Below are 13,632 nucleotides of genomic sequence, written 5' to 3'. Positions count from 1 at the left end.
GCGAGACTATGATCGAAGTCAAAAAAGGCCTGGATCTTCCCATCACGGGAGCGCCTGAGCAGCGTATCGACGATGCGCAGCCAGTGCGCCATGTGGCCATCCTGGGTACTGACTACGTTGGCATGAAGCCAACCATGGAAGTTCAGGAAGGGGATAAGGTCAAACTGGGCCAGCTACTGTTCACCGACAAGAAAACGGAAGGGGTGCGCTTTACCGCTCCGGCCGGCGGTGAAGTGGTAGCCATTAACCGTGGCGAAAAAAGACGTTTACTCTCTGTGGTCATCAAGGTCGACGAAAACGAAGAAGCGATGACCTTCGCTTCTCACGAGCGTGACGCCTTGGCCACTCTCGACCGCCAGCTGGTCGTCGACCAACTGGTCGAAACAGGGCTTTGGACGGCGCTGCGTACGCGACCCTTCTCGCGCACGCCGACGCTCGACGCGACGCCTTCCGACATCTTCGTCACCGCGGTGGATACCCATCCGCTCAGCGCTGACCCCGGTGTCATCATCGATGAAAATACCCAGGCATTCGAAGACGGCCTCAAGGTGCTAACCCGCCTGACCGAGGGCAACGTTTTTCTGTGCACGGGTGAAAACGCCTCCATTCCCGGTGGCGACATCGAGGGTGTGAAGACCGAAAGCTTCAAGGGGCCGCATCCGGCGGGGCTGGTCGGCACCCACATTCACTACCTGTCGCCGGTCGCGCTGCACAAGAGTGTATGGCACATCGGCTATCAGGACGTGATCGCTTTCGGCAAGCTGTTTTCTGAAGGCAAGCTCGACGTTAGCCGGATCGTCGCCGTGGGCGGCCCGCGCTCTGAAAAGCCGCGTCTGGTACGTACGCGCCTCGGCGCGAACCTTGACGAGCTTTTCGAAGGCGAGGTGATCGAGCCGCACGGCACGCGGATCATTTCCGGCTCCGTCTTCTCGGGCTTTGCCGCCGAAGGCAAGCTGACCTATCTCGGCCGCTTTCACAATCAGGTGAGTCTCCTCGAAGAGGGTAACAAGCGTACCTTCATGGGGTGGCTTTCGCCCGGCACGAACCGCCACTCGGTCATGGGCATTTATCTGTCCAAATTCAAGGGGCTCAACAACTTCGCGCCGACCACCTCCACCAACGGCTCCGAGCGGGCGATGGTGCCGGTGGGCAACTACGAGCGGGTTATGCCGTTGGACGTGATGCCGACCCAGCTTCTGCGGTCGCTGATCGTGGGTGACATCGAATCTGCCATGGACCTTGGATGCCTGGAGCTCGACGAGGAAGACCTCGCGCTTTGCACCTACGCGTGTCCCGGCAAGTACGAGTATGGCCCTATCCTGCGTGACAACCTCACCATGATCGAGAAAGAGGCCTGATATGGGTATCCGACAGACACTCGACACGCTCGAGCCGCACTTCCACAAGGGCGGCAAATACGAGAAGTTCTATCCGCTTTATGAAGCGGTCGACACCATTTTCTATTCGCCGCCGAGCGTGGCCAAGACCACCGCTCATATCCGCGACGGTATCGATCTCAAGCGGATCATGATCACCATGTGGCTATGCACGTTCCCGGCCATGTTTTTTGGCATGTGGAACGCCGGCTGGCAGGCTAACGTCGCGATCGATGCGGGCTACGCCTCCATGGGCGGCTGGCGCGAAGCGATCATGATGGCGGTGGCCGGCGGCCACGACCCGGGCAGCTTCTGGGCGAACTTTGTGCTCGGCGCGACCTACTTTCTGCCGATTTATCTCGTGACTTTCGCCGTCGGCGGGTTCTGGGAAGTGCTGTTCGCGATCAAACGCGGCCACGAGGTGAACGAAGGCTTCTTCGTGACCTCGGTGCTCTACGCCTTGATTTTGCCCGCCACCATCCCGCTTTGGCAGGTGGCGCTGGGTATCACCTTCGGCGTCGTCATCGGTAAGGAGATCTTCGGCGGTACGGGCAAGAACTTCCTCAACCCGGCGTTGACCGGACGGGCGTTTTTGTACTTCGCCTACCCGGCGCAGATCTCCGGCGACAGCGTTTGGGTCGCCGCCGATGGCTATACCGGTGCGACCGCGCTCTCCATGGCGTATCAGGACGGCATGGATACTCTGGCCAACACCTTCAGCTGGACGGACGCCTTCCTTGGCTTCATTCCGGGGTCGGTGGGTGAGGTATCGACGCTGGCGATTCTAATGGGTGCTGCCGTACTGCTCTGGACCAAGGTCGCGAACTGGCGAATCATGCTCGGGGTCTTCCTCGGCATGGTGATCACCAGCACGCTGTTCAATCTGATCGGCTCCGACTCCAATCCGATGTTCGCGATGCCCTGGTACTGGCATTTGGTCATCGGCGGCTTCGCTTTCGGCATGGTGTTCATGGCGACCGACCCTGTGTCGGCTTCGATGACCAACCAGGGCCGCCTGGTCTTTGGTGCATTGATCGGTGTGATGACGGTATTGATCCGCGTGGTGAATCCGGCCTTCCCGGAAGGCATCATGCTGGCGATCCTGTTCTCGAACCTGTTCGCACCCTTGATCGATTACTTCTTCGTCCAGGCCAATGTCAAACGGCGCAAGAAGCGCGTCGGTACACCGGCCGAGGAGACTGCCTAATGGCACAAGGTAATAACTCCATCAAGAAAATTCTGATCGTGGCGTTTTCGCTATGTATCGTGTGTTCTGTGATCGTGTCGACGGCCGCGGTGGCGCTTCGCCCCACCCAGCAGCTCAACCAGGAGCTCGACCGTAAAACCAACATCCTCAACGTGGCCAAGCTTTACGAGCCGGGGATGGATGTCGAAGAGGCGTTCAGCGAGCAGATCACCGGGCGCGTCGTTGAGCTCGAGACCGGTGAGTACACCGATCAGTATGATGCCGACGAGTACGACGGTTTCGAAGCCTCGCGCGATCCGGCCACTGGCCGCACGCTCTCCGGTGACCGTGACATTGCCGGTCTTTCGCGGGTCGAAAGCTACTCGACCGTCTATCTTGTGGGTGATCCCGACAGCCCCGAGCAGATCGTGCTGCCGATTCGCGGTCAGGGCCTGTGGGGCCGTATGCGCGGCTTTTTGTCCGTGGAAGGTGACGGCAACACCATCGTGAGTATCACCTACTACGAGCACAGCGAAACGCCCGGGCTCGGTGCGGAAGTGAACAACCCGCGCTGGCAGGCTCAGTGGGAAGGTAAAAAGATCTACGACGACGAGGGTGACCTGTCGCCGGAAATTCACCTGACCAAGGGCGGCGCCAGCAGCGAGTACGAAGTGGATGCGCTGTCCGGCGCCACGCTGACCAGTAACGGCGTGACCAACATGCTGCAATTCTGGCTCAGCGAAGAGGGCTTTGGCCCGTATCTGGCGCGTTTTCGTGAAAACGCCGAGCCGGATGACGCCGAAGACACCGACACCAACTTCAACGACGTTGAGGGGGCTTGATCATGGCGGATGTAAATGCAAAGGGCGTGTTGACCGCGCCCATATTTCAGAACAACCCCATCGCACTGCAAATTCTGGGGATCTGCTCGGCGCTGGCGGTCACCACCAGCATGAGCGTATCGCTGGTCATGGCGCTGGCGGTTATCTTCGTTACCGCGTTTTCGAATCTGTTCGTCTCGCTGATTCGTAATCACATCCCCTCCGCGATCCGGATCATCGTACAGATGACGATCATCGCCTCGTTGGTCATCGTGGTCGATCAGATTCTGAAAGCCTACGCCTACGAGATGTCCAAGCAGCTCTCGGTGTTCGTTGGTCTGATCATCACCAACTGCATCGTGATGGGACGTGCCGAAGGCTTCGCCATGTCCAACACGCCGGGCATGTCGTTTCTCGACGGTATCGGTAATGGCTTGGGTTACGGCTTCGTGCTGATGGTCGTGGGTTTCTTCCGCGAGCTTCTGGGTGCAGGCAGCGTGTTCGGTTTCACCGTTTTGCCGACCGTGCAGGATGGGGGCTGGTATATCGGTAACGGCCTGCTGCTTCTGCCGCCTTCCGCGTTCTTCATCATCGGCCTTTTGATCTGGGTACTGCGCTCGATCAACCCGGAGCAGGTCGAGGAGAACGAGTTCAAGATGAAGGAAAACACCAAGCCGAAGGAGGCCGTGTAACATGGAACACTATCTGAGCCTTTTCGTCGCTTCGGTGTTCGTCGAGAACATGGCGCTTGCCTTCTTTTTGGGCATGTGTACGTTCCTGGCGGTCTCGAAGAAGGTCTCCTCGGCCATTGGCCTGGGCATCGCGGTCATCGTGGTACTGACCGTCACCGTGCCGGTGAACAACCTGGTCTACACGTACCTGCTTCAGGAAGGCGCGTTGACCTGGACCGGTATCGAAGGTGCCGAGAACATCGACCTGTCGTTTTTGGGTCTGCTCTCCTATATCGGCGTCATCGCCGCACTGGTCCAGATCATGGAGATGTTTCTGGACAAGTACGTGCCGTCGCTCTATAACGCGCTGGGCGTTTTCCTGCCGCTGATTACCGTGAACTGCGCCATCCTCGGTGGTGTACTGTTCATGGTCGAGCGTAGCTACAACTTCGGTGAGGCCGTGGTGTATGGCTTCGGTGCCGGTACCGGCTGGGCGCTGGCGATCGCCGCACTCGCGGGTATCCGCGAAAAGCTGAAGTACAGCGACGTTCCCGGTGGCCTACAGGGTCTGGGTATTACGTTCATCACCGTTGGCTTGATGTCCCTGGGCTTCATGTCCTTCTCGGGCATTCAGCTTTAATCGGCCGGTGTTCTCGGCGGCGCCTCGTCGCCGAGAACACCCTCAGCAATAGGAAACCGACATGGTTGATACATCCATCATCTTGCTCGGTGTTGTCATGTTCACGGTCATCGTCATCAGTTTGACGGCGATCATTCTGGCAGCGCGCAGCAAGCTCGTGAGTAGCGGGGACGTGACGATCGAAGTCAACGACGACCCCGAGAACACCCTGAAGACCCAAGCCGGCGGCAAGCTTTTGAACACGCTGGCGGCCAACGGCATTTTCCTCTCCTCCGCCTGTGGCGGCGGCGGCTCCTGCGCGCAGTGCAAATGCCGCGTGGAAGAGGGCGGCGGCTCGATTCTGCCGACCGAAGAGTCGCACTTCACCATGCGTGAAAAGAAGGAAGGCTGGCGTTTGTCCTGTCAGGTACCGGTCAAGCAGGACATGAAGATCGAAGTGCCCGAAGAAGTGTTCGGCGTCAAGAAATGGGAAACCGTGGTTACCGCGAACCCCAACGTTGCGACCTTCATCAAGGAGCTGAACCTGAAGCTTCCCGAAGGCGAAGAAGTGGCCTTCCGCGCCGGTGGCTACGTGCAGCTGGTGGCTCCGCCTTACGATATCAAGTTTTCGGATTTCGATATCGACGAGGAGTATCGCGGCGACTGGGAGCAGTTCAACCTGTTCGACGTTCGGCACAAGAACAACGAAGAGGTCATCCGCGCCTACTCGATGGCGAACTACCCGGAAGAGAAGGGTCTTCTCAAGTTCAACATCCGTATCGCCACGCCGCCGCCTAAATCGGACCACCCGCCGGGCCTGATGTCGACTTACGTCTTCAGTCTGAAAGAAGGCGACAAGGTGGAAGTCATGGGGCCGTTTGGTGAGTTCTTCGCCAAGGACACTGATGCCGAGATGATTTTCATCGGCGGTGGTGCCGGCATGGCGCCGATGCGCAGCCACATCTTCGATCAGTTGAAGCGTTTGAAGACCGATCGCAAAATCTCGTTCTGGTACGGCGCGCGCTCCTGGCGCGAAACGTTCTACAACGAGGAGTACGATCAGCTGGCCGAGGAGTTCCCGAACTTCGAATGGCACCTGGCGCTTTCCGATCCGCTGCCGGAAGACAACTGGGAAGGGGCGACGGGCTTCATCCACAACGTGCTCTACGAAGAGTACCTGAAGGATCACCCGGCGCCGGAGGACTGCGAGTACTACATGTGCGGTCCGCCCATGATGAACGCCTCCGTGATCAAACTGCTGCTGGATATGGGCGTTGAGCCGGAAAACATCATGCTGGACGACTTCGGCGGATAAGAAGTCGATGTACGCAGAGCGGGGCTGGCCATGGGCCGGCCCCGCTCTTTTTATAGCGCTTGCACGCCCGTTTCGATGAACCAGGCTCAAAGCCGGTTTTGGTTAAAAGGCCTACTGCCTGATCATACCCCGTATTTACGGTATAATGAGGCCGTACACCTTGAGTAACGACGCACAACTGCTCCGCCAGGCACTTTTGCTTATCGCAACTGTCTCGAGGGCAGGTAACGTCCCAGGAGGTTTCAATGGCTATTTGGCTACTGGTATTTGGTTTCATGGCGCTGATCATGGCCGCGATGGCGGTGGGTGTGCTGGTCGGGCGCAAGCCCATTGCAGGCTCCTGCGGTGGCTTGAATCAGATCGGCATGAAGGACGGCTGCGATATTTGCGGCGGCAAGGACAAGGTTTGCGAGGAAGAGAACCGCAAGCGCGGAAGCGCTCGTCGTGCAAGCGACGAGAGCCGCGGCGCGGATCTGGGCTACGACGCCACGCGGCGCTGAGCGCCACGCAAGGGACAGGACCGCACACGCGTTAGCGTGCGCGAAATGGGATCGAGGAGACGCAGACGGTATGGCGGTTCACAATTACGATGTCGTGGTGATCGGTACGGGGCCCGCGGGCGAGAGCGCGGCCATCAACGCGGCAAAGAACGATCAGCGCGTGGCCATCATCGAGAAACAGCCGCAGGTCGGCGGAAACTGCACCCACTGGGGGACCATTCCCTCCAAGGCGCTGCGCCACCAGGTCAAGCAGATCATGGCGTTCAATACCAACCGCATGTTTCGCGACATCGGCGAGCCGCGCATGTTCTCCTACCCACGCGTCATGGAGCGCTCCCGCGATACCATCGATAAACAGGTCGAAATGCGCACCACCTTTTACGCGCGCAACCGTATCGACCTGATTCACGGCACCGCGCGCTTCAAGGATGAGCATACGCTCCTCGTTCGCGACCGTCAGGAAGGTGTCGAGGAGCTGGTGGCGAAGAAGTTCGTGATCGCCACTGGCTCGCGCCCGTACCGCCCGGGTGACATCGACTTCAGCCACCCGCGCATCTACTGCTCCGACACCATTCTTGCCATGGCGCACACGCCGCGCACCATGGTGATCTTTGGCGCCGGCGTCATCGGCTGTGAGTACGCATCGATCTTCTCCGGGCTCGGTATCAAGGTCGATCTGATCAACAGCCGCGATAGTTTGCTGTCGTTTTTGGACGACGAAATCAGCGATGCGCTGTCGTACCATCTGCGCAAGCACGGCGTGCTGATTCGGCATAACGAGGAGTACGACCGTGTCGAGCCCGACGAGTCCGGCGTCGTGGTCTATCTTAAATCCGGCAAGAAGATTCGTGCCGACGCGTTCCTGTGGGCCAACGGGCGCACCGGTAACACCGATTCACTCGGCCTTGAGAATATCGCGCTGCAGCCCAACGGCCGCGGCCAGCTCAGTGTCGATGATCACTACCGTACCGAGCTTCCCCATATTCACGCCGCCGGGGATGTGATCGGCTGGCCGAGTCTGGCCAGCGCCGCCTACGATCAGGGCCTGAACTCGAGCAACGAGCTGCTCGACAAGGAGTATCGCTTCGTCACCGATATTCCAACCGGCATCTACACCATTCCCGAAATCAGCTCTTTTGGCCCCAACGAGCGCGAGCTGACCGAGGCGAAGGTGCCCTACGAAGTGGGCAAGGCGTTTTTCAAGGACACCGCCCGGGCACAGATCACTGGCGACACGGTCGGCATGCTCAAAATCCTGTTCCATCAGGATACGCTGGAGATTCTGGGTATCCACTGCTTCGGTGACCAGGCCTCGGAAATTCTTCATATCGGCCAGGCGATCATGCAGCAGGAGGGCGAGGCGAACACGCTGCGCTACTTCGTCAATACCACCTTCAACTACCCGACCATGGCCGAAGCCTACCGGGTGGCGGCGCAAAATGGGTTGAATCGGGTGTTTTGATTAAGCGCCTTCGATCGAAAAGGGCCCATTGGGGCCCTTTTTGTTTCTTGTGGCCGAAATGTTAGTCGTCCAAAAGCTCTTGGGCGCGCGCCTGCCAAGGGCCTGCGATCTCGGCAGCCCTGCGCAGCGCCTCTTGTGAAGCCTCCATATCGTTTTCGAGTGCCAGCAGTAACCCCATATTCAGCCACGCTGCGCCAAGCGTCGGGTCTGCGCGAGTAGCCGCCTCGAAGGCGTGGCGCGCGCTGCTCGGTTCACCTTCGCTATAAAAGGCGTTTCCCAGCGCGAACCAGGCCAGCCCGCTTTCAGGGTGACGCTCGACCAGCGCCTGCCAGCTGGGTAGTGCCGCGCTTGCGCCGTTCAGCGCCTCGAACGCGCTGATGGCGTCCACCGCGCCGCGCGCCGAGACATCGACGGGCAGCTCTCCCGGCGCCTTGACCACGAATCCCCAGCGCTCGCTGCGCGCCCAGGTGGCGTCGAAGCGGCTGAAAGCGAGCGCATGACGCTCGATTTCCCCGCTTCGCAAGAGCAGCCGCTCGTTGGCCAAATCAAAACCGATCGCGACCGCGTAGTGCCACAGCGGGTAGACAGGCAGCGCCAGGTTCTGCATCACCACGACCGGCTCACCCGCGTCCAGGTGGTGCAGCAACGCATCCAGGGTGGGGCGGATCACATAGGGGATGAAGTCATGACGGCGCACACTGGCGAGCATTTCCGGTTGCAGGCTGCCTTCGCGACCGGGCAGGTACACCTCGCGAATGAGCGTCTCCAGGGCAACGCTTTCGCCTTGATGGTTGAGTACCATGGCCAGACTCGCCGGGCCGCACTGATACTCGCGTTGGGCGAAGAAGGGCACATCAGTCAGCTCGACGCGAGGCGTGATGGTTCGATACGTGCTTTCGAGCAGCACCGGATGTCGCGCACAGCCGCTAAGCCAAAGGGCGAGTACAAAAACGCCCGCAGTGCGGGCGTAGTGAGCGAGACGACGCATCGAATGCTTAGCGCGTGAACGGATAGACGTCGGTCAGACCGAGAATATCGGTGATCAACAGGATGATGAATACGGCAAACAACGCGCCGACTACGCCGCTGGCGCCAGCGGGCAGTTCGTCCAGACGCTGAGCCATCTCTTTCGCTTCGCTATCGCTTAAAGCGGCCACGCGGGCCTGAACCTCGACCGGGTCGACGCCCTGGTTAACGAGGGCCTGCTGGACATCGGCACGGGCGAGCACGTCGCTGATACGCTGACGCTCGGCGCCGGCCTGGTCGCTGGCGAGCACTGACTGCGTGGAGATCAGGGCGCGATTGGAGGCGTCCACAGAGGCCATGATCGGAAGGCTGGTGACGACCAACGCTAGAATCAACAGGGCAGACAGGGTGGAACGCAGGGTTTTCATGGTATTCGATCCTTGAACGCTATCAGAGCGCTTTTTCTAATAAAGTTGGTGATGAAGGCGCCACGCAAGAGCGGCGCACTAAACCCCGATGCGGTAGGTCCACGGGGTTTCGGCGAGTATACCCTTGGCGCCGCCCATCGTCATCGCCAAATCGTGAAGGCCTGGCCAGAGCGGCACGCCACTGGCGCCCTTGACCGCGAGATCGAGTCGCTGAGCCATCAGCAAAAGCTTGTGCAAACGCTTCATCGGCAGGCGGCTGATCGCCTTTTGATAGGCCGGTCGGCGCTTGTCGAAAATCATCGGCTTTTGCGTCTTGCAAGCGTGCTCGAAGCTTTGCCCCTGATCCAGATGCTGGTGCAGCGACAGAAGCGTTCGAAGTTCTCGGGTCAATGCCCAGAGGACGATCGGCGCTTCCACGCCTTCGCTTCTAAGCCCGGTGACGATTCTTGAGACACGCTGCGGCTCGCCCTTGAGGCACGCGTCGGACAGGTTGAAGACGTCGAAGCGGGCGCTATCCTCGACGCCCACGGCGATGCTGTCCACGTTGAGCCGCGTATTCGGCGGGTGAATCAGCGCAAGCTTTTGAAGCTCCTGGTCGGCGGCAAGCAGGTTACCTTCGGTGCGCTCGCCCAACAGCCGCGCGGCGTCCAGATCGATCTGCACGCCGTGAAGCCCGGCGCGGTCACGCAGCCAGTAGCCGAGCCGGGAGGCATCCACCGGCCACACCGGCACGAACAGCCCGTGCTTGTCGAGCGCCTTGAACCAGGCGCTTTTCTGCTGCTTGGCGTCCAGCTTACCCATGCTGATCAGCAGGACATCGTCGCTTTGCTCCATCAGCTCGGCGTACTGGGCGAGCGCTTTCGCGCCCTCCTGGCCGAGCTTTTGGGTGCCAAGGCGCAGCTCCAAAAGCTTGCTGCTGGCAAAGAGCGACAGGTTGCTGGCGGTTTCGAGAAGCCGCCCCCAGGCAAAGTTGGGCTCCACGTCGAGTACTTCGCGCTCCTCGATGCCGGCGCCGCGCGCGGCCTGGCGCACGGCGTCGCAGGCGTCGCGATGCTGAAGCGGCTCTTCACCGGCGACGATCACCGCCCGCGGAAGCTTTTTGGCAAGCTGGCCGCCTAGCTGGTCGGCAAAGACCTTCAAGGCGACGCCTCAAGTGTCGCCAGGCGCTCGACGATGCGCTGGGCGAGCTGACGCGATAGCGTCTGTTTCGCCTCGTCCAGCAGCAATTCTCGGTTCAAGAGGTCGTCCTCGTTGATACGAATGCGCGTGGCCGTCGAGACGATATCGTTGTTGAGCGCGTAGGCGCCGTTCTCACGCCGCTGTACCGAAAGCGTCACGCGCATGGTGAGCTCGTGGTCGCGGTTGGCGCGGCCTTCGCTTCCCAGCGACCGGTTCTCGACCACCGGCGTTCCCAGCGTGACCCGCCAGGGAGCGCCCGGGGTCACGTCGGTGCCCTGACGGGTGAGTAGGGTGTCGAGCTCGCGGGCAAGCGACGTGGAGGTGTCGCCTTCGAGGCTGAGCGGCGGCAGGCTGGTCAATGTGCCTTCGCGGCGCAGCCGAAAGCCACAGCCTGCCAGTAGCGCCGCCGATACGGCGACGCTCCCCAGTGCGAGTAACCGCCGGCGTGTATAGAGTGTGCTCATCCGCCCACCACGATGTTGACCAGCTTGCCCGGAACCACGATGACCTTACGCACCGTTTGGCCCTCGAGATGGCGCTGTACGTTGTCGTTCTCCATCGCCAGACGCTCGATGGAAGCTTTATCCGCATCCGCCGGTACCTCGAGGCGGGCGCGCAATTTGCCGTTGACCTGCACGACAAGCTCAAGGCTGTCACGGGTCAGCGCCGCTTCATCCACCGCGGGCCAGGTCGCCTCGATGGCCGGCTCCTGGTGGCCAAGCTGCTGCCAAAGGGTGTGGCAAAGGTGCGGGGTGATCGGCGCGAGAATCAGTACGCAGGCCTCGAGCGCTTCGCGTGCCACGGCCAGGCCCTGGCTGGCGGTTGCATCGAACTTGCCGACGGCGTTGGAGAGCTCCATCACTGCCGCGATGGCGGTATTGAAAGTGGTGCGCCGACCGATGTCGTCGCTCGCTTTCTTGATCGTCTCGTGCGTCTTGCGTCGCAGAGCTTTTTCGTCGTCGTTAAGCGCGCCTTTATCGAGCGGCTGGGGCTCGCCGGCCTCTATGTGCTCGTTGACCTGACGCCAGATACGCTTCAAAAAGCGGTGCGCGCCTTCGACGCCGGAGTCGGACCACTCGAGCGACTGCTCCGGCGGCGCGGCGAACATCATGAAAAGACGTACCGTGTCGGCGCCGAAGCGGTCGATCATCGACTGCGGGTCGACACCGTTGTTTTTCGACTTGGACATCTTCTCGATGCCGCCCATCTCGACCGGCTCACCGTCGCTCACCAGCACCGCGCTGATCGGGCGGCCCTTGTCGTCGCGCTTCACATCGACGTCCGCCGGGTTGAACCACTGCTTACCGCCGTTATCGAGCGTGCGGTAGTAGGTCTCGGCGATGACCATGCCCTGGGTGAGCAGCTGCTGGAACGGCTCATCACTCTCGACCAGGCCGAAATCTCGCATCAGCTTGTGGAAGAAGCGTGCGTAGAGCAGGTGAAGAATGGCGTGCTCGATGCCGCCGATGTAAAGATCCACCGGCAGCCAGTAGTTGGCGCGCTCGTCGAGCATCGCCTCGTGGTTATCGGCGCAGGCGAAGCGGGCGAAGTACCAGGAGGACTCCATGAAGGTGTCGAAAGTGTCGGTTTCCCGCGTCCAGCCATCGCCCAGATCAAAAAATTCCGGCATTTTCTTGAGCGGCGAGCCCGAGGCGTCGACGGTGACCTCCATGGGAAGCTCGACGGGTAGCTCATCGTCGGTGAGCGCCACGGTCTGACCTTCCGGGCCGTACTTGACCGGAATCGGCGCGCCCCAGTAGCGCTGGCGGGCCACGCCCCAGTCGCGAATACGGAAGTTGGTTTTGGTTTCGCCGCGGCCAAGCTCGGCAAGCTTTCCGGCAATGGCGTCAAACGCCGCCTCGAAACCTAGCCCGTCGAACTCGCCGGAGTTGATCAGCGTGCCGTGCTCGACAAAGGCTTCCCGGCTTAGATCCGGCGTGTTGCCGTTCTCATCGGCAATCACGGGTTTGATCGCGACGCCGTATTTGGTGGCGAACTCCCAGTCGCGCTGGTCGTGGGCGGGTACGGCCATGACCGCGCCGGTACCGAACTCCATGAGTACGAAGTTGGCAACGTAAACCGGCACGCGCTCGCCGGTGATCGGGTGCACGGCCTGGTGGCCGGTGGGCATGCCGAGCTTCTCCTTGGTCGCCATTTCGGCTTCCGAGGTGCCGCCTCTGGCGCACTCTTCGCAAAATGCGGCAAGCTCTGCGTTGTGCTCGGCGGCCGCTTTGGCAAGCGTATGGCCGGCGGCGACGGCCACGTAGGTCACGCCCATCAGCGTATCCGGGCGAGTGGTGTAAACCGACAGCGGCTCACACGCGTCGCCGCCCTGGGCTTCGATGTCGAAGCTGAGTTCGACGCCCTTCGACTTACCGATCCAGTTGCGCTGCATGGTCTTGACCTGCTCGGGCCATTCGACCTTGTCGAGATCCGCCAGCAGTTCGTCGGCGTAGTCGGTGATCTTCAAAAACCACAGCGGAATCTCCTTGCGCTCGACTAAAGCGCCGGAGCGCCAGCCGCGGCCTTCGATCACCTGCTCGTTGGCCAGCACCGTCTGGTCCACCGGGTCCCAGTTGACCGTGGACATCTTCTTGTAGACCAGGCCCTTTTCGATCAGCTTGCCGAAGAACCACTGCTCCCAGCGGTAGTAACTCGAATCGCAAGTGGCGAATTCGCGGCTCCAGTCGTAGGCGAAGCCCAGCGCCTTGAGCTGGGTGCGCATATAATCGATATTCTGGTAGGTCCATTCACCCGGCGGTACCTGGTTTTGAATGGCGGCGTTTTCCGCCGGCATGCCGAAGGCGTCCCACCCCATGGGCTGCAGAACGTTCTTGCCCTGCATCCGATGAAAGCGCGAGACCACATCGCCAATGGTGTAGTTGCGCACGTGGCCCATGTGGAGCTTACCGCTGGGGTAGGGGAACATGGAGAGGCAGTAGAACTTTTCGCGATTGGCGTCTTCTACCGCCTTGAAGCACTGGTTCTTGTCCCAGTACTGCTGGGCGTCACGTTCGATCTCGCGAGGGCTATAATGTGCATCCATCGGTTTTTTCAATGCCTTGGCGTAGTTCGCCCGATTCGGGCGCGGTATGAATGAGAATGACGG

At 60.6% G+C, this 13,632-nt stretch carries 13 protein-coding genes; 8 read left to right on the top strand and 5 right to left on the bottom strand.

All coding sequences use genetic code 11. The features are described from left to right. Nucleotides 1-8 precede the first annotated feature (8 nt). The 8 genes from RN347_RS09720 (at nt 9) to sthA (ending at nt 7,950) form a co-directional block, all read left to right on the top strand. Nucleotides 9-1,358 carry a Na(+)-translocating NADH-quinone reductase subunit A gene (locus RN347_RS09720; protein WP_311958046.1) on the top strand — a complete coding sequence of 450 codons (1,350 nt, stop codon included), beginning with the start codon at nt 9-11 and terminating at the stop codon, nt 1,356-1,358. A 1-nt stretch (nt 1,359) separates the two neighbouring features. After that, complete coding sequence (locus tag RN347_RS09715; RefSeq protein WP_263586996.1) at nt 1,360-2,583, top strand: NADH:ubiquinone reductase (Na(+)-transporting) subunit B; 1,224 nt, start codon at nt 1,360-1,362, stop codon at nt 2,581-2,583. After that, nucleotides 2,583-3,404, top strand: a complete 822-nt coding sequence (locus RN347_RS09710; RefSeq protein WP_263586997.1) for a Na(+)-translocating NADH-quinone reductase subunit C — start codon at nt 2,583-2,585, stop codon at nt 3,402-3,404. The genes RN347_RS09715 and RN347_RS09710 overlap by 1 nt, the downstream gene beginning before the upstream one ends. Before the next feature lie 2 nt (nt 3,405-3,406). Continuing rightward, complete coding sequence (locus RN347_RS09705) at nt 3,407-4,075, top strand: NADH:ubiquinone reductase (Na(+)-transporting) subunit D (RefSeq protein ID WP_263586998.1); 669 nt, start codon at nt 3,407-3,409, stop codon at nt 4,073-4,075. A 1-nt stretch (nt 4,076) separates the two neighbouring features. Then, nucleotides 4,077-4,694: an NADH:ubiquinone reductase (Na(+)-transporting) subunit E gene (gene nqrE / locus RN347_RS09700; protein ID WP_227390977.1), complete on the top strand. Its 618-nt coding sequence runs from the start codon at nt 4,077-4,079 to the stop codon at nt 4,692-4,694. Between the two features lie 61 nt (nt 4,695-4,755). After that, a complete protein-coding gene (gene nqrF / locus RN347_RS09695; protein ID WP_263586999.1) occupies nt 4,756-5,988 on the top strand; it encodes an NADH:ubiquinone reductase (Na(+)-transporting) subunit F in 1,233 nt (410 codons plus the stop codon). Nucleotides 5,989-6,233: 245 nt separating this feature from the next. Beyond that, nucleotides 6,234-6,488, top strand: a complete 255-nt coding sequence (gene nqrM / locus RN347_RS09690) for a (Na+)-NQR maturation NqrM (protein ID WP_311958039.1) — start codon at nt 6,234-6,236, stop codon at nt 6,486-6,488. Nucleotides 6,489-6,558: 70 nt separating this feature from the next. Then, nucleotides 6,559-7,950 carry a Si-specific NAD(P)(+) transhydrogenase gene (sthA, locus tag RN347_RS09685; protein ID WP_311958038.1) on the top strand — a complete coding sequence of 464 codons (1,392 nt, stop codon included), beginning with the start codon at nt 6,559-6,561 and terminating at the stop codon, nt 7,948-7,950. A gap of 61 nt (nt 7,951-8,011) precedes the next feature. Here sthA and RN347_RS09680 read toward each other — a convergent pair whose 3' ends face one another. The 5 genes from RN347_RS09680 to leuS all read right to left on the bottom strand — a co-directional run bounded on the left by RN347_RS09680 (nt 8,012) and on the right by leuS (nt 13,569). Further along, nucleotides 8,012-8,938, bottom strand: coding sequence for a PA2778 family cysteine peptidase (locus RN347_RS09680; RefSeq protein ID WP_311958037.1), 927 nt, complete (start codon nt 8,936-8,938; stop codon nt 8,012-8,014). 7 nt (nt 8,939-8,945) lie between these two features. Beyond that, on the bottom strand, nt 8,946-9,344 hold the full coding sequence (locus RN347_RS09675) for a PA2779 family protein (RefSeq protein ID WP_263587003.1): 399 nt from the start codon (nt 9,342-9,344) through the stop codon (nt 8,946-8,948). Between the two features lie 78 nt (nt 9,345-9,422). Then, nucleotides 9,423-10,484 carry a DNA polymerase III subunit delta gene (holA, locus tag RN347_RS09670; RefSeq protein WP_263587004.1) on the bottom strand — a complete coding sequence of 354 codons (1,062 nt, stop codon included), beginning with the start codon at nt 10,482-10,484 and terminating at the stop codon, nt 9,423-9,425. Beyond that, nucleotides 10,481-10,987 carry a hypothetical protein gene (locus RN347_RS09665; RefSeq protein ID WP_311958036.1) on the bottom strand — a complete coding sequence of 169 codons (507 nt, stop codon included), beginning with the start codon at nt 10,985-10,987 and terminating at the stop codon, nt 10,481-10,483. Before RN347_RS09665 ends, holA begins: the two co-directional genes overlap by 4 nt. Then, nucleotides 10,984-13,569, bottom strand: a complete 2,586-nt coding sequence (leuS, locus tag RN347_RS09660; protein ID WP_311958035.1) for a leucine--tRNA ligase — start codon at nt 13,567-13,569, stop codon at nt 10,984-10,986. The genes RN347_RS09665 and leuS overlap by 4 nt, the downstream gene beginning before the upstream one ends. Between the last annotated feature and the right edge of the window lie 63 nt (nt 13,570-13,632).

The sequence above is a fragment of the Halomonas sp. PAMB 3264 genome (assembly GCF_031954245.1).
GTDB lineage: Bacteria > Pseudomonadota > Gammaproteobacteria > Pseudomonadales > Halomonadaceae > Vreelandella.
This window is presented reverse-complemented; position numbering and strand designations above follow the sequence as displayed.